The organism is uncultured Amaricoccus sp. (genome assembly GCF_937891315.1).
Classification (GTDB): domain Bacteria; phylum Pseudomonadota; class Alphaproteobacteria; order Rhodobacterales; family Rhodobacteraceae; genus Amaricoccus.
Genome location: NZ_CALAGI010000155.1, coordinates 19276 through 37211 on the forward strand (window position 1 = coordinate 19276; position 17936 = coordinate 37211).

At 67.9% G+C, this 17936-nt stretch carries 20 protein-coding genes and 1 tRNA gene; 7 read left to right on the top strand and 14 right to left on the bottom strand.

Features of this window, described 5'->3' with window-relative positions; translation table 11 throughout:
• Positions 1-7 precede the first annotated feature (7 nt).
• The 10 genes from raiA to Q0480_RS15085 all read right to left on the bottom strand — a co-directional run bounded on the left by raiA (position 8) and on the right by Q0480_RS15085 (position 7208).
• Positions 8-589, bottom strand: coding sequence for a ribosome-associated translation inhibitor RaiA (gene raiA, locus Q0480_RS15040; protein WP_299134137.1), 582 nt, complete (start codon positions 587-589; stop codon positions 8-10).
• Between the two features lie 133 nt (positions 590-722).
• A complete protein-coding gene (gene rpoN / locus Q0480_RS15045) occupies positions 723-2045 on the bottom strand; it encodes an RNA polymerase factor sigma-54 (protein ID WP_299134139.1) in 1323 nt (440 codons plus the stop codon).
• Between the two features lie 12 nt (positions 2046-2057).
• Positions 2058-2825 carry an LPS export ABC transporter ATP-binding protein gene (gene lptB, locus Q0480_RS15050; RefSeq protein WP_299134141.1) on the bottom strand — a complete coding sequence of 256 codons (768 nt, stop codon included), beginning with the start codon at positions 2823-2825 and terminating at the stop codon, positions 2058-2060.
• Positions 2822-3355: an LptA/OstA family protein gene (locus Q0480_RS15055; protein WP_299134143.1), complete on the bottom strand. Its 534-nt coding sequence runs from the start codon at positions 3353-3355 to the stop codon at positions 2822-2824. Before Q0480_RS15055 ends, lptB begins: the two co-directional genes overlap by 4 nt.
• Positions 3355-4047, bottom strand: a complete 693-nt coding sequence (lptC, locus tag Q0480_RS15060; protein WP_299134144.1) for an LPS export ABC transporter periplasmic protein LptC — start codon at positions 4045-4047, stop codon at positions 3355-3357. Before lptC ends, Q0480_RS15055 begins: the two co-directional genes overlap by 1 nt.
• Before the next feature lie 3 nt (positions 4048-4050).
• The gene (locus Q0480_RS15065; RefSeq protein ID WP_299134146.1) at positions 4051-5037 is read right to left on the bottom strand and encodes a KpsF/GutQ family sugar-phosphate isomerase; all 987 of its coding nucleotides are present in this window, start codon (positions 5035-5037) and stop codon (positions 4051-4053) included.
• A gap of 12 nt (positions 5038-5049) precedes the next feature.
• Complete coding sequence (locus Q0480_RS15070) at positions 5050-5664, bottom strand: ribonuclease D (protein WP_299134148.1); 615 nt, start codon at positions 5662-5664, stop codon at positions 5050-5052.
• 63 nt (positions 5665-5727) lie between these two features.
• Positions 5728-5813, bottom strand: a tRNA-Leu gene (locus Q0480_RS15075).
• Positions 5814-5886: 73 nt separating this feature from the next.
• Entirely contained in the window at positions 5887-6537 is a 651-nt protein-coding gene (locus Q0480_RS15080) for a 3-oxoacid CoA-transferase subunit B (RefSeq protein ID WP_299134206.1), read from the bottom strand.
• A 17-nt stretch (positions 6538-6554) separates the two neighbouring features.
• A complete protein-coding gene (locus Q0480_RS15085; protein ID WP_299134150.1) occupies positions 6555-7208 on the bottom strand; it encodes a 3-oxoacid CoA-transferase subunit A in 654 nt (217 codons plus the stop codon).
• A 166-nt stretch (positions 7209-7374) separates the two neighbouring features.
• Here Q0480_RS15085 and Q0480_RS15090 point away from each other — a divergent pair, with 166 nt between their 5' ends.
• Both Q0480_RS15090 and Q0480_RS15095 read left to right on the top strand, forming a co-directional pair.
• The gene (locus tag Q0480_RS15090) at positions 7375-7734 is read left to right on the top strand and encodes a PRC-barrel domain-containing protein (protein WP_299134152.1); all 360 of its coding nucleotides are present in this window, start codon (positions 7375-7377) and stop codon (positions 7732-7734) included.
• An 88-nt stretch (positions 7735-7822) separates the two neighbouring features.
• Entirely contained in the window at positions 7823-8719 is an 897-nt protein-coding gene (locus Q0480_RS15095) for a hypothetical protein (RefSeq protein WP_299134154.1), read from the top strand.
• Between the two features lie 79 nt (positions 8720-8798).
• Here Q0480_RS15095 and Q0480_RS15100 read toward each other — a convergent pair whose 3' ends face one another.
• Complete coding sequence (locus Q0480_RS15100) at positions 8799-9443, bottom strand: response regulator transcription factor (RefSeq protein ID WP_299134155.1); 645 nt, start codon at positions 9441-9443, stop codon at positions 8799-8801.
• Positions 9440-10849 carry an ATP-binding protein gene (locus tag Q0480_RS15105; RefSeq protein WP_299134157.1) on the bottom strand — a complete coding sequence of 470 codons (1410 nt, stop codon included), beginning with the start codon at positions 10847-10849 and terminating at the stop codon, positions 9440-9442. Before Q0480_RS15105 ends, Q0480_RS15100 begins: the two co-directional genes overlap by 4 nt.
• A 249-nt stretch (positions 10850-11098) precedes the next feature.
• On the opposite strand from Q0480_RS15105, the gene Q0480_RS15110 reads away from it, so the two are divergent.
• Positions 11099-12007 (top strand): transglutaminase family protein, encoded by a 909-nt coding sequence (locus Q0480_RS15110; RefSeq protein WP_299134158.1) that lies wholly within the window; start codon positions 11099-11101, stop codon positions 12005-12007.
• A 3-nt stretch (positions 12008-12010) separates the two neighbouring features.
• On the opposite strand, the gene Q0480_RS15115 is transcribed toward Q0480_RS15110, so the two are convergent.
• The gene (locus Q0480_RS15115; protein WP_299134160.1) at positions 12011-12253 is read right to left on the bottom strand and encodes a hypothetical protein; all 243 of its coding nucleotides are present in this window, start codon (positions 12251-12253) and stop codon (positions 12011-12013) included.
• 92 nt (positions 12254-12345) lie between these two features.
• Positions 12346-12648 carry a DUF2934 domain-containing protein gene (locus Q0480_RS15120; RefSeq protein ID WP_299134161.1) on the bottom strand — a complete coding sequence of 101 codons (303 nt, stop codon included), beginning with the start codon at positions 12646-12648 and terminating at the stop codon, positions 12346-12348.
• A 531-nt stretch (positions 12649-13179) separates the two neighbouring features.
• Here Q0480_RS15120 and Q0480_RS15125 point away from each other — a divergent pair.
• From Q0480_RS15125 to Q0480_RS15140, 4 genes are read left to right on the top strand one after another with little or no spacing between them, the layout of a single operon-like run.
• On the top strand, positions 13180-14181 hold the full coding sequence (locus Q0480_RS15125; RefSeq protein WP_299134163.1) for a hypothetical protein: 1002 nt from the start codon (positions 13180-13182) through the stop codon (positions 14179-14181).
• Positions 14181-16064 carry an HAD family hydrolase gene (locus Q0480_RS15130; RefSeq protein ID WP_299134164.1) on the top strand — a complete coding sequence of 628 codons (1884 nt, stop codon included), beginning with the start codon at positions 14181-14183 and terminating at the stop codon, positions 16062-16064. Before Q0480_RS15125 ends, Q0480_RS15130 begins: the two co-directional genes overlap by 1 nt.
• Positions 16057-16299, top strand: a complete 243-nt coding sequence (locus Q0480_RS15135) for an acyl carrier protein (RefSeq protein ID WP_299134165.1) — start codon at positions 16057-16059, stop codon at positions 16297-16299. Before Q0480_RS15130 ends, Q0480_RS15135 begins: the two co-directional genes overlap by 8 nt.
• 18 nt (positions 16300-16317) lie before the next feature.
• Positions 16318-17934, top strand: a complete 1617-nt coding sequence (locus Q0480_RS15140; RefSeq protein ID WP_299134166.1) for an MBOAT family O-acyltransferase — start codon at positions 16318-16320, stop codon at positions 17932-17934.
• Positions 17935-17936 lie beyond the last annotated feature (2 nt).

Sequence of the window (17936 nt, forward strand, 5' to 3'; positions counted from 1 at the left end):
AGCGGGTCTACTGGGTGTTCCTGGGGTCGATCCAGCCAATATTGCCGTCGTCGCGTGTATACACCACATTCACGCCGCCATGCGCGTCATTCCTGAAAACAAGTAAATGCGCCCCGGCGAGCTCCATCTGCATTACCGCCTCCCCGACCGAGAGGAACGGAACCTGCGTTTCCATTTCGGCGACGATCACCGGCTGCAGGCTGTCCGGCTCTGTATAGTCCGCGTCGTCCAGCGCGCCGCCTTCCAGAATGTAGGACTGGGCCCCCATCGCTTCGATCGGGACCTCGCGCGCGCGATGATGGTCCTTCAGCCGGCGCTTGTACCGGCGCAGCTGCTTTTCCATCCGCTCGACGGCGCCCTCGAACGAGGCATAGACCTCATGCGCGCGCGCCTTGGCCTGCACCGTCATGCCGGTCGCGAGATGCACCGATGAATCCGAAATGAATTCGTGGCGGTCCTTCGAAAAGGTCACCACGGCGTCCACGGGGCGATCGAAGAACTTGCCGACGGTCTCGTTCAGCCGGTCCTGCACGTGGGTGCGCAACGCATCCCCGATGTCGATCTGTTTCCCGCTGACATGAATGCGCATGCTTTGCCCCTGTGTGTCGTCGACCCTCGGATCGACAAGTTCCGGACCGGACCGCCAGCCGCCGGCGGACCTATGTATGGGTGCTTCGTCCTTGTCAACGCGCCACGCCAAGGTCCCGCTCCATCGACCGACTTCAAGCTTTGGCGAAGCCCGTCTTGAGGCGCCTGCGCTCGACGGAGGAGAGAATGCCCATCCCCTCACGGTATTTCGCAACCGTGCGGCGTGCAATATCAATCCCGGAGTCCTTCAGGATCGCCACGATTTTGTCGTCGGACAGCGCACGGGAGCCCGCCTCGGCCTGAATCACCTGCCGGATGCGTTCCTGCACGGCGGTGGCCGAGAATTCAGCGCCGCCTTCCATGCTCCGGATGGCGGCGCTGAAGAAGTAGCGCAGCTTCAGGTTGCCATGCGCGCAGGAGAGATACTTCCCCGCGATCACACGGCTGACGGTCGATTCATGAAGGCCAAGCCGATCGGCGACCGCGCGCTGGGTCAGCGGCCTCAGCTCGCCGACGCCGGTCTCGAAGAAACGCTCCTGGTGCAGCACGATCTCCGAGGCGACGCGCAGGATGGTGCGCGCGCGCTGCTCGAGGCTGCGCACCAGCCAGCTGGCGCTGGCGCTACATTCCGAGATATAGGCCCGCGCCGCGCTGTCCTTGCCGGCGAATCGCGCCTTGTAGACATTGTTCATCAGCACCCGCGGCAGCGTCTCGGTATTGAGTTCGACCGCCCAGCCGCCCGCGCTGGTCCGCGCCACATAGACGTCCGGGATCGCGACCTGCACCTGTTCCACGGCGAAGCGCAGGCCCGGCTTCGGGTCGAGCGCGCGCAGCTCGGCCAGCATGTCGGTCATGTCCGCCGCGTCGACGCCGCAGATCGCCCGCAGCTCGACCAGCCGGCCGGCGGCGGCGAGGCTCAGGTTTTCAAGAAGCGCGAGCATCGCCGGATCGAGCCGGTCGAGTTCGCGGAGTTGCAGCGCAAGGCATTCGCGCAGGTTCCGCGCGCCGATCCCCGCTGGATCGCAGGCCTGCACGAGGACGAGGCCGCGATTGAACTCCGCCGCGCTCAGGCGGTGGCGCGCCCGCACCTCCTCGGCCGGCGCGCGCAGATAGCCGTCGTCCTCCAGCTCGTCGATCAGGATCAGCGCCGCCTCGCGCGTCTCCGCCGACGCGCGCATGGCGCCGACCTGTTCGCGCAGGTGGCCGCGCAGGCCGATCTCCGCCGCCATCGTGTCGAAGGCGCCGAGGTCGCCGCCGCCCACGCCCAACGCGCGGCCGGGCGCCGGCGCGGCCGATGGCGGGGCCATCTCCAGCAGCGGGTTCTTCTCGATTTCGCCCGCCACGTAGTCCGCGAGTTCGAGATTGCTCATCCGCAGCAGCTTGATCGCCTGACGCAGCTGCGGCGTCATCACCAGCGTCTGGTTCTGACGGATCTCGATGCGTGGCGACAAGGCCATCAGCGCACGTCCTCAGATTCTGAAACTGTCTCCAAGATAGACCCGCCGGACGTTCTCGTCTCCCACGACTTCCTCCGGCGTCCCGGCCATCAGCACCGAGCCGTTGTGCAGGATATAGGCGCGGTCCACGATTTCGAGCGTCTCGCGCACGTTGTGGTCGGTGATCAGCACGCCGATCCCGCGATCGGTCAGATGCCGGACCAGCCGCCGGATGTCGGCCACCGCCAGCGGATCGACACCGGCGAAGGGTTCGTCGAGCAGGATGTATTTCGGTTGCGTGGCGAGGCAGCGGGCGATCTCGACACGCCGCCGCTCGCCACCCGACAGGGCAATGGCCGGTGCGCGCCGCAGATGCGTGATCGAGAATTCGCCGAGCAGCTCGTCCAGCAGTTCGTGCCGCTTCTCGGCGTCGTCGATCGAAATCTCCAGGATCGAGGAGATATTGTCCGCGACGTTCATCCCGCGAAAGATCGAGGCTTCCTGCGGCAGATAGCCGATGCCGAGCCGGGCGCGGCGATACATCGGCAACCAGGTCACGTCCTGGCCATCGACGCGGATCGTGCCGGTATCCGGCGGCACCAGGCCGGCGATGGCATAGAAGCAGGTCGTCTTGCCGGCGCCGTTCGGCCCGAGCAGCGCGGCGACCTCGCCCCGGCGCAGGCTCAGGCTGACGTCGCGGAGGACGGGACGCTTGCGGTAGCTCTTGCCAAGCCCCTCGACCACCAGGCCGCCGCCGCCGGGATCGAGCGTCGCCGGCTCCAGCTCGGGGCGCGGGTTCATTTCGACTTCGCCGGCGTGAAGATGGTCTGGACGCGGCCCTTCAGGATCCCGGTGCCGGCATTGAGATCGATGCGCAGCGTCTGGCTCGACAGGGCGTTCTTGCCCTGGGTCAGCAGCACGTCGCCCTCCATCTCGACGATGCCGGTCGCCACCTCGTAGGTCGCGGTCTTGCCCTCGGCGGCCTCGGTGCCGTTGCTGAGCGTGACGTTGCCGCTCGCTTTCAGCCGCTCGATCTGCCCGGTCGCGCCGCCACCCGTCGCCCCGCCGGCCCCCGCGGCCTCGCCCCGGTAGAAGACCTCGACCCGGTCGGCCGCCAGCCGCAGCGTGCCCTGGCCGACCTTGACCGTGCCGGTGAAGATCGCGGTGCCCGCCCCCTGGTCGATTTGCAGCGCGTCCGAGGTGATCTCGACCGGCAGGGTCGAATCGTGTTTCAGCCCGCCGAAGGGCACGCTGGTTTCCTGCGCGACGGCCGCGCCGGACCACAGGGTCGCCACCGCGAGCATCACCGGCGCGAGACTGGACAGGCGCATCAATTCTCCGCTCCCTCGGCCGATCCCGGCACAGCCCCGGACCCCTGGCCGGACGGCGGATGGTATATCAGCCGAACGCCGTTTCCGAATGAAATCAATCGCGGACCCTCCTTGCCGCCCTTGGTTCCCGCCGGCTCGACCCGCAGGGTTCCGGCGTCGATCCGGCCCATCGGTCCCTCGGTCGATACCGCCTCGGTCGCTTCCATCACGCCCTTGCCGAGATCGACTGTCATCGCTTCGGACCGCAGACCGTAGCCATCGGAGGTGTCGATCCGCACCTTTCCGCCGAGGCTCAGCCGCTGCGAAGCAATGTCGAGCTCGCCGGTCGCCGCCGTCAGATCGACCGTCGGCCCGTCCGCCAGCCGCATCTCGCCGGTCAGCCGCGTCATGGTCGCCTTGGTCGGCGGCGCGGCGTCGGGCACGACCAGATCGGCCGTGAAGCGGAAACGGTCTTCCGCCTCGGTGGTCCCGGTCAGCGTCGGATTGGTGACCCGCAGCCCGCTGCCAAGCGCCGCCATGTCGCCTTCGGAGAACTGGATCGCGCCGCCGGCCGGACCGTCTTCGCCCTGGATCAGGAACAGCGCCGACAGCATGCCGAGTGCCACCAGGGGCAGGCCGACCTTCAGGATCGCCACGATCCGCGAGCGCAGGTCGCGGCCGCCGCCGGTATCGCCGCTGCCACCGGCGGTCATCGCTCAGACCACGCCAGCGCGCAGGCAGTCATGAACGTGCAGGATACCGACCGGCCGCTCCGGCGCTTCCGGGTCGGTGGCGAAGAGCGTGGTGATCTTGCGCGCGTTCATGATGCCGAGCGCCTCCGAGGCCAGCGCCGTGGAGGAGATCGTCTTCGGTCCCCGCGTCATCACCTCGCCCGCCCGCCGTTCGAGGAGGCCGGCCATGTTCCGCCGCAGGTCGCCGTCGGTGATGATCCCGACCAGCGCGCCGTCGTCGCCGACCACGCCCGCGACGCCGAAGCCCTTGGCCGAGATCGCCAGCAGCGCCTCGGTCATCGGCGTCTCCGGTCCGATCAGCGGCATCTCCGCGCCCGAATGCATCAGGAGGCCGACGGTCGCCAGCCGCGCGCCGAGCCGCCCGCCCGGATGGAAGTCGCGGAAATCCTCCGGTGTGAAGCGCCGATGCTCCATCAGCGCCACCGCCATCGCATCGCCGAGGGCAAGCGTCATGGTGGTCGAGGTGGTCGGGGCGAGCCCGACGGAACAGGCCTCCGGCGCGGGGGGCAACAATACGCCGACATCCGCCTGGCGCATCAGCGTGCTCTCCGCCCGCCCGGCGACGGCGATCAGCGGAATGCCGAAACGCTTGGCATAGGCGATCATGTCGGCGAGCTCCGGCGTCTCGCCGGAATTGGAGAGGAGAAGCACGACATCGCCGGCGGTGATCATCCCGAGATCGCCGTGGCTCGCCTCGGCCGGATGGACGAACATCGCCGGTGTCCCGGTCGAGGCCAGCGTCGCCGCGATCTTGCGCGCCACATGTCCGGACTTGCCCATCCCGGAGACGATCACCCGCCCGCGCGCCGCCAGCATCAACCGCAGCGCCGCTGCGAAATTCGCGCCGAGGCCGGCGCCGAGTTCGTCCAGCGCCGCCGCCTCGACGGCGATCACCCGCCGCCCGGTGGCGATCAGCCGCGCCTCGTCCGGCACCGCCGCGACCCTGTTCATCGCGCGCGCCCCTCAGGCATGGGCGAAGATATCCACCTCGGGCCAGCCGGCGAGATCAAGCTCCGCCCGCCGCGGCAGAAACTCGAAACAGGCGCGCGCGAGGCCGGTCCGTCCCTCGCGCTCCAGCCGCGCGTCCAGAACCTCACGCAGCCGGTGCAGATACAGCACGTCGGACGCCGCGTAGTCCATCTGCGCGGCGCTCAGCGTCCCGGCGCCCCAATCGCTCGATTGCTGCTGCTTGGAGATATCGACCTCCAGCATCTCGCGCAGCAGATCCTTCAGCCCGTGCCGGTCGGTGTAGGTGCGCACCAGCTTCGAGGCGATCTTGGTGCAATAGACCGGCGCGGTCAGCACGCCGAAGCGGTTGAGCAGCACGGCGATATCGAACCGCCCGAAATGAAACAGCTTCAGCACCGAGGGATCGCCCAGCATCCGCGCGAGGTTCGGCGCCGCCGTCTGGTCCCGCGCCACCTGGACCAGATGCGCGTTTCCGTCGCCGCCCGACATCTGCACGAGACAGAGCCGGTCCCGGCCCGGGATCAGCCCCATGGTCTCGCAGTCGATCGCTACCACCGGCCCGAGATCGAGCCCGTCCGGCAGATCGCCCTGATAGAGATGGTTTGCCATGGATCAGCCCCCGATGCCCTTGCCCGCCTGTCGGCCGAGGCGCGCGGCTTGCACGGGGAGAAGTGGTGCCCAGGAGAGGACTCGAACCTCCACGACCTTTCAGTCACTGGCACCTGAAGCCAGCGCGTCTACCATTCCGCCACCTGGGCAGGCGCCGATTGCGCGGAGATATACGCGGCCCCCGGCGCTGTCAACGCCACCCGCGGCCAACAGCCGACGGCCTCAGAACGCCATCTCCGGGACATCGCCCTTGATGATCAGCCGGGCGGAGGTCGCGGCCTCGATCTCGGCGACGCCAACGCCCGGGCCGCGCTCGCGCAGGACCAGCCCCGCCTCGGTCGGCTCGATCACCGCCATCTCGGTCACGATCAGGCTCACCCGCCGCGCGGCGGTCAGGGGCAGCGTGCATTCCGGCACGATCTTCGGCTCGCCCTTGGCGGCGTGCACCATCGCCACCACCACCCGCCGCGCGCCGGCGACGAGATCCATCGCGCCGCCCATGCCCGGCACCATCTTGCCCGGCACCATCCAGTTGGCGAGATAGCCCCGCTCGTCGACCTGCAGCCCGCCAAGCACGGTCATGTCGAGATGCCCGCCGCGAATCAGCCCAAAACTCATCGCGCTGTCGATCGAGGCCGCGCCGGGCACCGCGGTGACGAAGCCGCCGCCGGCGTCGGTCAGGCTCGCGTCCTCCATCCCCTCCGGCGGGCGCGAGCCGAGGCCGATCACCCCGTTCTCCGCCTGGAAATAGACCTGTTTCTCCGCCGGCACATAGTTCGCGACCATGCTCGGCAGGCCGATGCCGAGATTGACCAGCCAGCCCGGTTCGATCAGCGCCGCCACCCGGCGGGCGATGACGACCTTCGGATCCATGACTCCCGCCCCGTCCATCACGCCGCCCTCGAAACGATATGGTCGATCAGCACGCCCGGCGTCTTCACCGCGTCGGGCGGGATGGCGCCGACGGGCAAGATATGCTCGGGTTCGGCGATCACGGTGGTCGCGGCGAGCGCCATGACCGGATTGAAGTTATGCGCCGTCAGTTGATAGGCGAGATTGCCGCTGTAGTCGGCGGTGAAGCTGCCGATCAGCGCGAAATCACCCTTGATCGGCTTTTCCAGCAGATAGGGCTTGCCGTCGATCTCGATCACCGGCTTGCCCTCGGCCACGATGGTGCCGATGCCGGTCGGGGTCAGCACACCGCCGAGACCGACGCCACCGGCCCGGATCCGCTCGACCAGCGTGCCCTGCGGCACCAGTTCGACCTCCAGCTCGCCCGCGATCATCTTCTTCTGGGTTTCGGGGTTCAATCCGATATGCGAGGCGATGATCCTGCGGAACGCGCCGGAGGTGACGAGCTTGCCGACGCCGATCCCCGGCAGCGCGGTGTCATTGCAGACCAGCGTCAGGTCCTTTGCCCCGCGGGCCACCAGCGCGTTGATCAGACGGTGCGGCGAGCCGACACCCATGAACCCGCCGATGAGAACGGTCGATCCATCCCGCACCAGCTCGGCCGCCTCGCTTGCCTTGATCGCCTGCTTCATCATCGCTCGATTCGTCACCCCCGTGGCAGCACCCGATTCCTGCCGCCAGTTTGACCCGCCGCGGCGCCGAAAGCCACTTCGCAGTCGCACTCGCGCGACCGAACGGGGAACCTCATCCCCGACCCGGCGTTTCCGAGGCATTCCAACAGACAAATGAGAGAAAACGATGCAGGACCTGACCATGACCCACGACCATATCCGCGCCACCACGGTGAACGGCACGGACGTCTTCAACGCCGACGGCGAGCATATCGGCCATATCGACGACATCGTGCTGTCCAAGGTGGCTGGCAACGCCGTCTATGCGATCATGTCCTTCGGGGGCTTTCTGGGGATCGGCGAGAGGTATCACCCGCTGCCCTGGCAGAGCCTGTCCTATGACGAGAATCGCGGCGGCTATGTCGTCAACCTGACGCGCGAGCAGCTGGAGGGTGGTCCGAACTACGAGCGCGGCCGCGAGCCGAACTGGAATGATCCAGAGTTCGAGGGCTCCATCTCCCGCTACTACGGCTATCCAATGTTCTGACCGGCCACGATCCGCGATGCCTGCCGGGCATCGCGGTACCGGGCCACGCCGGACCGAAAGGCCACCACGATCGTCGGACCATGGTCCGATGCGCCATCCGCGGCGCCGACGTACCTTTTCCTCAGCGGACCAACAATGGTCGAGTTCGAAGGGGAATGTACCAATGCCCACCAAGAGAATCCTGTCCCGCCTTGCATCGACCGTCGCGGCCGGCGTCCTTCTGGCCACTCTGCCCGCCGCGCCCGGACTCGGGCCGAACGGCGCGACGCTTCAGGCCCCCTACGCTTTCGCAAAGGATGGCCGTGACGATGACAGCGGCAAGGGCGGCGGCAAAGGCGGCAAGAGCGACGACAAGGGCGGCGATGACCACGGCGGAAGCGGCGGCGGCGGAAAGGGTTCCGGCCGGTCGGGTGGCGATGACAGCTCCGGCCGGGGCTCTGACGACAACTCCGGTCGCGGCCACGACCGCGGTTCCGACGACGCCGACGACGGCCGCGGGGGGCACTCCGGCCGCGGCGGAGACGACGACGGTTCGGACGATCGAGGGTCGGACGATCACCACCAGGACGACCGCGGCTCCGACGATCACCGGTCCGACGATAGGGGCGGTCATGAGATCGAGGTGGTCAATTCCGATGGCACCAAGGTGGAAATCCACGACGGCGTTTTCGAACGCAAGGATGCGAGCGGTCGCACGATCGAGGAACGGCGCGCGACCCAGGCCGACGTGTCGCGGCTGCGCGGCCTGACGAAAACCGCGACGCCTCGCGCCACGAGCCGCGAGAGCGGCCGTGAAATCCGCGTCGGCTGGGTAACGAGCGTCGAGGCCGAGGGCCGAAACGTCGAGGTGCGCTATTCCTCAGGCTGGAAGGAGGAACTGGTAGCCGGCCGATACGAGCTCAAGGATCCGGACAACAACACCGTCGTCGAGCGCTCCGCGACGACGGCCGACATCGGGCGGCTGACCCGTCTCGCGGGGAACTGATCGCCGATCCCGACGACACTGGTTGCGTACCGAGTAGCTGGCCCCGGAGCACATCGCCCCGGGGCCTTTCGCTGCCCGTTCAGGTTCCGTCGCCCCAGGCTTCGCGCGCGATCAGCGTCGCTTCGACGCGGTTGCGCGCCCGCAGCTTTTCCAGGATCGTCGTCATGTAGTGCTTCACGGTCTTCTCCCGCAGGCCGAGCGCGATGGCGACTTCCTTGTTGCTCAGGCCGCGGGCGACGTGACGCAGAATGTCCTCCTCGCGCCGCGTCAGATCCTGCACGCCGGGCGCGGCGTCGTTCTTGCCAGACGCCTGCATCGCGGTCAGCAGTCGCGCGGCGAGGGCGGGCGAGACGTGGGAATGTCCGGCCGCGATCTCGCGCAGGATCGCCAGCAACTCGGTGGCGGAGACTCCCTTCAGCACATAACCGACCGCGCCCGCCTTCATCGCCGCCATGACGTCGTGATCGGCCTCAGAGACCGTCAGCATGACGATTCGCACCTCGGGAAAACGACGATGGATCTCCGCCGCCGCCGCGATACCGCCGCCGGGCATGGAAATGTCGAGCAAGGCCAGGTCGGGGCGCGCCGCCTCGACCAGCGCCACCGCTTCGGCGGCGCTCGCCGCCTCGCCCGCCACGGTGAAGTCCTCCCCTTCGGCGATGCTCCGCGCCAGCCCTTCGCGATAGATCGGATGGTCGTCCGCCAGCACAACTCTGATCTTCACGTCTCGCCTCCCTGGGTCAGCGGCAGGCGCAGGCGCAGGACGGTGCCCCGCCCCGCCGAGCCTGACGCCACGCTCTCGATTTGGAAATCTCCGCCGATGCTTTCGGCCCGGTCCCGCAGACCGGCGAGGCCCTGCCCCCCGTCCGTCCGCGGCTCCGCCGGCGCCGAGATGTCGAACCCCGGCCCATCGTCACTGACCGACACCGCGACCGCGCCGCCCGCCACCGACGCCGCGATCCGCACCGCCGCGCGCGGTGCGTGGCGCGAAGCGTTGGACAGCGCCTCCTGAATGAAGCGGTAGACGCAGATCTTCGCCGATTGATCGACCCCCGGATCGGCCGCGCCCTCGTAGCTCCAGGCGATCGCGCTTTCGGAATGCCGCTGATGGGTTTCGATGGCGCGCGCGACGACGTCGCGCAACGGCGCCCGGTCGAGATCGGGCAGCGACAGCCCGCGCGAGATCGCCCGGATCTCGCCCAGCGCGGTGGCGATCGCGTCGCGGATCGCGCGCGCCTCGACCTGTCCGGCCTCGGTGTCTGGCACGATTCGCTCCAGCCGCAGCGCGGCGAGCGCGAGATATTGCGCCGGACCGTCGTGCAGGTCGGCGCTGGCCCGGCGCAGCGTGCGCTCGGTCTGCGCCGCCGCCCGCGCCGCCGCGCCCACCGCCCGCTGGCGCAGCTCGGCGTTCTGCGCCGCGATCGCGTTGCTGCGCCGTGCCTCCTCGCGCAGCATGGCCTTCTGCCGCTCGATGGTGCGCCCCCCGCCACGCACGATCCCGACGAGAAGCAGCCCGCAGCCGGCGAACACCGCCGCGATGAACAGCCAGCTTTGGCGCCGCGCCCGGGCAACGTCGCTGATCAGAGTGTCCTCAACCGCGTAGAACTCGACCACGGCGATCACGTCGCCGGTCCAGACCTCGCGCACGGGACTGTATATTTCGAGCAGCGGCAGGCCCATCGCCGCCTCCGGCGCATTCTCCGCCTCGTGCAGTCCCTCGAAATTGGCGGTAACCTCGCCACGCCACGCCGCGCGCTGCGCGCCCGAGGGGGTCAGCGTCTTGCCGACGATCGCCGGATCCGACGCCGCGACCACGTAGCCGCCGGGCTTCCAGATCTTGTAGGAGACGATGCGCTGACCGAGCGGCGTGCCCGAAAACACCTCGGTCAGCGCCCGGTTCGCCGGTTCGGACAGGCTGTTCTCCCGCGCGAGTTCCTGGCTCAAAGGCGAGATGAAGCTCTCCATATAGAGCGCGGTCGCCGCCGCCGTGTTGCCGATCACCGCGCGCTCGATGCGCCCGGTGACCCATGTCCCGACCAGCAGCATCGCGGCGAGCATGACGACGCCGCCCGCGAAGACGAAGCGCCGCAGGAGCGTCTGTTCGCGCCAGAAACCGATCAGCCCGCCCATTCCGCAAGAACGCCCATGCCGCTCACGCCTTCCCGTTGACCGTCCCGCGCTACATCAACGCGGGCGCCGGCGATACGGACCTTGGTCCGGGATCGCGCGACGGAGCGAGCTTTGTCCAGCGTGGTCAATCGCGCATTCCCAGGCCTCGTCGGCGCGCGGAGGCGCTGGCGTCGCGCCCGCCGGCTCGCTAACGTCGATTCACCGCCATCCACCGATCCTTGCCGGGACAGGGAGTCCAAGCCGCCCCCTATGACGATTTTCAATGTCCGGCATGTCACCTCGTACCGCTACAAGCGCCCCGTCGGCTTCGGTGACCATCAACTCATGTTCCGGCCACGCGACAGCTATGACCAGCATCTGCATCACGCCGAACTGAAGGTCGATCCGCCGCCGAAGGGCATCCGCTGGATGCACGACGTCTTCGGCAACGCGGTTGCGATGATCAGCTTCGAGGGACGCGCGAGCCAGCTGCGGTTCGAGACCAACATCCGCCTCGATCATACGCCGCATTCGGTGCCCAGCGTCGAAATCGCGCCGCCGGCCAAGGTCTATCCCTTCACCTACGGACCGGACGAGGCCGCCGATCTCGCCTGCACCATCAAGGCCCACTATCCCGACGACGAGATCGGCCGCTGGGCGCGCCGCTTCGTTCGCGTCGGCCGCCCGACCAGTACCGGGCGCCTCCTGATGACCATGTGCTTCGCGATCCACGAAAGCTTCGTCTATGCCCGCCGGCACGAGCACGGGACCCAGCCGCCGATGCTGACCCTGCGGCTGCGCCGCGGCACCTGCCGCGATTTCGCGCTACTGATGATGGAGGCGGTGCGCTCGCTCGGCTTCGCGGCGCGCTTCGTCACCGGCTATGTCTATGTTCCGTCGCACGATGACACCACGATAAAGGGCGGCGGCTCGACCCACGCCTGGTGCCAGGTCTATCTGCCCGGCGCCGGCTGGGTGGAGTTCGACCCGACAAATGGCATCGTCGGCAATCGCGACCTGATCCGCGTCGGCGTCGCCCGCGATCCGCGGCAGGCCATGCCGCTGGTCGGCAGCTACCATGGTCAAGCCGAGGATTTCGCCGGCATGTCCGTCGAAGTGAGGGTCACCAAGGATGGCGCGGTAGAGGAATTCACCGAAGGGCCCCGCTCGGCCGAGTGAAGGCTACTGGTCCTCGGGACCGTGGCCGGCGCCCTCGGGAATTTCCTCGGATTCGTCGCCCTGCGTGACCGCGCCCATCTCGAGCGCCTGGATCGCCGCGTCGATCTCCGCTACCTCGGTCGCCTCCGCGCCGGAATTGACCAGGCTCGCCCGCCGCTCCTGCAGCAGTTCGAGTCGCGTCTCGTAGGGAACATCCGTCCGGTCAACGATCCGGAGGGCGTCGTCCAGGTGGGTCGTGGCGGTCATCGAGGGCTCCCTTGCTCTACCTGCCCACAAACGCCGAGGGGGCCGGACGGGTTCCCGTGCCCCCTCGTTGTCGATCGCTCTCGCACCGGAACTCAGATCGGGTTCTTTACCCGGCCACCAAGATCGGGCGGCGGCTCCGCGTCGATCTCTTCCGGCAGATCCGGCTGGAGGTCGCCCGTGTCGAGGAACGCGTCTTCCACCGGATCATCCTGTGTCGCAAGCGCCGACGTCAGTTCGGTGTCTTCGAGATCGTCCGTGGCGCCGATCCGCTCTTCCGCCTCGATCTGGCTCGTCGCCTCGGACCAGTGTCGATCCTGCTCGCCATCCGGCCGACCCTCGTTCTCCCAGATTTGTCTTGCCCGCTCCCGGATCATCTCTTCCCTGTCGATTGCCATCGCTGTTCCTCCCCTGTCGCGCGACCGCGACGTTTACGGACTATAACTCCGGAAGGGCCGCGTGGTTCGCCTCCACCGCCGCCGCGGGGAAAAAAATCAGAGGATGCCCGTGACGCGCCCGTTCCCCGGGACCGAGTCTCGGGACGGGTCGTCTCTTTTCGTCGTGATTCATGCCATCGACCCGAGGGTCTTGATCCCTCGGGCTGGTTCCCCTAGGCTCCGTCGCGGTTGTCCGGTCGGTCGCGCAGGCGATGGGCTGGGCTTTTGGGGGTGGCCGCGAAGGGCGTTTCTCGACGCCGGACGCGGATGGCGGAAGGTGGTGTCCTGGGGATCCGGATCGGATCCGGACGGATCCAGCGCCTCGGTCACGCACGCGCCCCATTCGAGTTGTGTTTACGGCCGGGTGTGTCCCGGCGCGCTGTGGATGGAGTACCGGTTTGGTGAATGTCGTCGCCCCCCCGGGCACCGGGCCCCGTCACGGGCGCCGGCCCGACAGGATAGCCCCGCCGCGACCGTCGCCGGGGGTCTGACATGTCAACCGCTCCAACCATCGACGACAAGGGCGCGGCCGCGACGCGGCCCGGCTTCCTGCTCGTCTATATTCTCGTGATCTTCGCGGCGATGCTCGGCGCCTCGCTCTATCATCTGCGCCACGCCGGCATCCTCTCCTGCCCGGCGACCGGCTATGACGACACGCACTACCTCGCCTATTGCCATGGCGACGCCTATGGCGACTACGATCACGGCGCGGTCTGGTTCGGGCTGGAGCCGGGCGTGCGCGAGACGGCGGCCGGCGCCGACGTGCTGTTCGTCGGCAACAGCCGGCTGGAGTTCGGCTTCTCCTCCGCGGCGATCGAGCAATGGGCGGCGGCGAACGACCTCGCCTACTACCTGCTCGGCTTCAGCTATACCGAGAACTCGGCCTTCCTCGGGCCGCTGCTCGACGGGCTGAAGCCCTCGGCGGAGGCCTATGTGATCAATCTCGACCAGTTCTTCATGGACAAGGCCTCGCCACCGGGCGCCGAAGTGATGTTCGGCGGCGGCTCGCTCGGCCGGTACGAGGGCAAGCGCGACTGGCAGGGGCCGCATCGGCTGCTCTGCGGCGCGCTGCCGATCCTCTGCGGCGAGGCCGTGTCCTACTACCGCGACCGCGCCAACGGCCAATGGTCGCACGAAGGCACGTGGCGAACCGACAAGGACGTGGCGCTGCTCGCCACCGGCATCGACGGCGAGCTCCCCGTCGATGTGGCCAGCCTGGACCGGGCGCGCGAGATCGGCGCGGCCTTCATCGACAAGCTCGGCGTCCCGCGCGACTGCGTGGTGCTGACCTACGTCCCGACGCGCGAGAACAAGCGCGCGACGGCCGATGCCCTGGCGACCTCGCTCGGCTTCGAACTCGTCTCGCCGCGGCTCGACGACCTGCGTACATTCGACGGCTCGCATCTCGATCCGGCCAGCGCAGAGCGCTTCGCCGCCGCCTTCCTCGAAGTGGCCGGGCCGCGGCTCGCCGCTTGCGCGAACGGTGGAGCGTGATGGACTGGCTGCCCCCCGCCCGGGACTTCCGGGCACGTCTCGCCGAGGCTGGCGCCGACGCGGAAGCGGGCATCGCCAAGCTGGCGACCCTTGCCAATGCGAACCTCTCCTTCCTGGAAATCATTCAGCTCGACACGGCGGCGAAACGCGCGGTTGGCCAGAACCCCGCCGGCCTCGACAAGGTCCGACTCGGGGTGCTGGCGGCGAGCACCGTCGATCACCTTCTGCCGGCGATCCGGGTCGCCGGCCTGCGCCACGGCCTGCTGATCGAGGCGAAGGGAGCGAACTACGGGCAATACCGACAGGAGTTGCTCGATCCCGGCTCCTCGATCCATGCCTTCCGGCCGGACGCCGTGTTGCTGAGCCTCGTCGCCCGCGAATTCGTCGGCGCGGTGCCGATCGATGCCTCGGCGGCCGAGGCGGCGCGGGTGGTCGAGGCCGCCGTCGCCGATCTGCGCGGCCTCTGGAAGCAGGCGCGCGACGGACTCGGCGCGACGGTGATCCAGCAGTCCTTCCTCAATACCGAGCCTCCGCTCTTCGGCGGTCTCGACGCGGCGGTGCCGGGCGCTCCGGCGCGGCTGATCGACCGGCTGAACGCCGCGCTGGCGGAAGCGGCCTTCGAGGACGGCGTGCTCTGGCTCGACGTGGCAAGGGCGAGCGCGCGCGACGGGCTCGATGCCTGGTACGACGGGGTGCGCTGGCTGCAGGCCAAGATGGCGATCGCGATGCAGGCGGCGCCGCTCTATGGCGAGCTCGCGGCGCGACTGATCGCGGCGGCGCGGGGCAAGTCGCGCAAATGCCTGGTGCTCGATCTCGACAATACGCTCTGGGGCGGGGTGATCGGCGACGACGGACTCGACGGTATCATCATCGGCGAGGGCAGCGGCGTCGGCGAGGCGCATCTGGCGCTGCAGCGCTATGCCAGGCAGTTGCGCGCCCGCGGGGTGATCCTCGCGGTCTGCTCGAAGAACAACCACGACATCGCCGAGGCGGCGTTCCGCGACCATCCCGAGATGCTGCTCCGCCGCGGGGATTTCGCCGCCTTCGTCGCCAACTGGACCGACAAGGCGACCAATCTCGAAACCATCGCGCACGAGCTGAATATCGGTCTCGATTCGCTGGTTTTCGTCGATGACAACCCGGTCGAACGCGATCAGGTGCGCGCCCGCCTGCCGATGGTCGCCGTTCCGGAGTTGCCGAAGGATCCGGCGCACTATGTCCGCGTCGTGGCCGAGGCCGGCTATTTCGAGGCGATCGCCTTCACGCGCGAGGATCTGGCCCGCGCCGACCAGTACGCCGCCAATCTCGAACGCGCCGAGATGCGCGAGGCGGCGGGCGGCATGGACGGCTTCCTCGAACAGCTGGCGATGGCGGTGGAATTCGGGCCGGTGACATCGCTCAACCGCGCGCGGGTGACCCAGCTCATCAACAAGACGAACCAGTTCAACACCACGACGATCCGCCTGACCGAGGCCGAGGTCGAGGCGATGGTCGCCGACCCGGCCGCGCTGCTGCTGCAGTTCCGCCTGACCGACAAGTTCGGCGACAATGGCATCGTCAGCGTGATGACCGCGACGCTCGCCGCCGGAATCCTGACGCTGGACAGCTGGGTGATGAGCTGCCGGGTCTTCGGTCGCCAGCTCGAGGAGGAGGCGATGAACATCCTCGTCGAGGCCGCCCGCGCAAGGGGCGCGCGCGCCATCCGCGCCGATTTCCTGCCCACGTCCAAGAACGCGGTGGTCAGGGAGCTCTATCAGGGCCTCGGCTTCTCGCCCGAAGCCGCGCCCGATCTGCCCGAGGGGGCGAGCCGCTGGACGCTGCGGCTCGCCGATCATGCCCCCCGGCCGACGCGGATTGCCCGAAAGGAACTGGTGAATGACTGACGCCGAAATCCTCGAGACCCTGACGCGCATCCTGCGCGACCTGCTCGACGACCAGGACATCGTGCTGACCGCGGCGACCACCCGGCCGGAAGTGCCGCGCTGGGACAGCTTCGCCTATGTCACCTTCATCGTCGCGGTCGAGGTCGAATACGGCATCAAGTTCAACCTGGCCGATGTCGAGTCGTTCGAAACGGTCGGCGACATCGTCCGGCAGATCAAGACCCTGAAGAACTAGCGGACGCACGACAGACAGATGCTGTTCAACTCGTACCTGTACATTCTCGGTTTCCTGCCGGTGACGATCGCCGGCTATCTGGTGCTTGGCCGTTTTTCGAAGCCCTGGGCGCTCGGCTGGCTCATCCTCGCGTCGGTGGTGTTCTACGGCTGGTGGCGGCCGTTGAATCTGCTGATCATCGGGCCGTCGCTGGCCGTCAACTACCTGCTCGGCCGCGCGATCCTCGGGATGATGGCGGACACCGGCAAGGCGCGGCTCCGAAGCACGCTTCTGGTGATCGGTATCATCTTCAACGTGTGCTTCCTCGGCTATTTCAAATACGCGAACTTCGCGCTGTCGGTGGCGAACGACGTCGGTGGCACCGAATTCGTCTTCAAGAACATCATCCTGCCGCTCGGCATCTCTTTCATCACCTTCCAGAAGATCGCCTTCCTGATCGACATCGCCGGCGGGCGGATCAAGTCCTTCACCCTGCGCGACTTCCTGCTGTTCGTGATGTTCTTCCCGCAGCTGATCGCCGGCCCGATCGTCCACTATCCCGAGACCATCCCGCAGTTTCAGCGCGCCGAGACCCGCTACGACCCGACCCTCTATGCCATGGGCATCACGCTCTTCTGTTTCGGCCTGTTCAAGAAGGTGGTGCTGGCCGACGGCATCGCCGCCCATGTGACGCCGATCTATTCCTACGCGGCCACCGGCGAGGTGGTGACGCTGCTTCAGGGCTGGCTCGCCGCGCTCGGCTTCACGTTGCAGATCTATTTCGACTTCTCGGGCTATACCGACATGGCCTGCGGCGCGGCGCTGTTCTTCGGCATCCGCCTGCCCTTCAACTTCAACTCGCCGCTGCGCGCGACCAGCATCGTCGATTTCTGGCTGCGCTGGCACGTGACGCTGACCCGGTTCCTGACCGCCTATGTCTTCAACGCGATCACGCTGCGCCTGACGCGCAAACGCGTGGTGGCGCGGCTGCCGATGCTGAAGGCGCGCGGTTCGAACCTCTGGGCCTTCTTCCATCTGATTGCCTGGCCGATCCTGTTCACCATGCTCCTGTCCGGCATCTGGCACGGCGCGGGCTATACCTTCGTGCTCTGGGGTCTGATGCACGGGCTCTATCTCGTCATCAACCACGCCTGGCGGCAATATGGGCCGCGCCCCGCCAATCCGGCCGTCCCGAAATCGGCCTGGACCGTGTCGGCAAGCTTCCTCGTCACCTTCCTCGCCGTGGTGGTGGCGCAGGTTGTATTCCGCGCGCCCGACGTGGCGACGGCGGTCAATGTCATCAAGGGCATGTTCGGTCTCGGCGGAGTCAGTCTGCCCGGCCGGCTCGCCGCCATGACCGGCTTGCCGCCGATGCGGGTGCTGGAGGGGGTGGTCGATGTCCGGGAATTCGCCACGGCCAGCGCCTATACCGTCGCCTTGCTCGCCATCGCGCTGCTGATGCCGAACACGCTGCAGATGATGTCGCGCCACGATCCGGTGCTGCAGACGCCGAAGCAGCCGCCGTTCATCGCCGGCACCCGCTGGACGGTCTACTGGGCGCCGAATGTCGTCTGGATGCTGGCGATCACCGGTATGGCGGCGGTCTCGATGCTGTGGCTGACCGGCAAGAGCGAATTTCTCTACTGGCAATTCTGAAC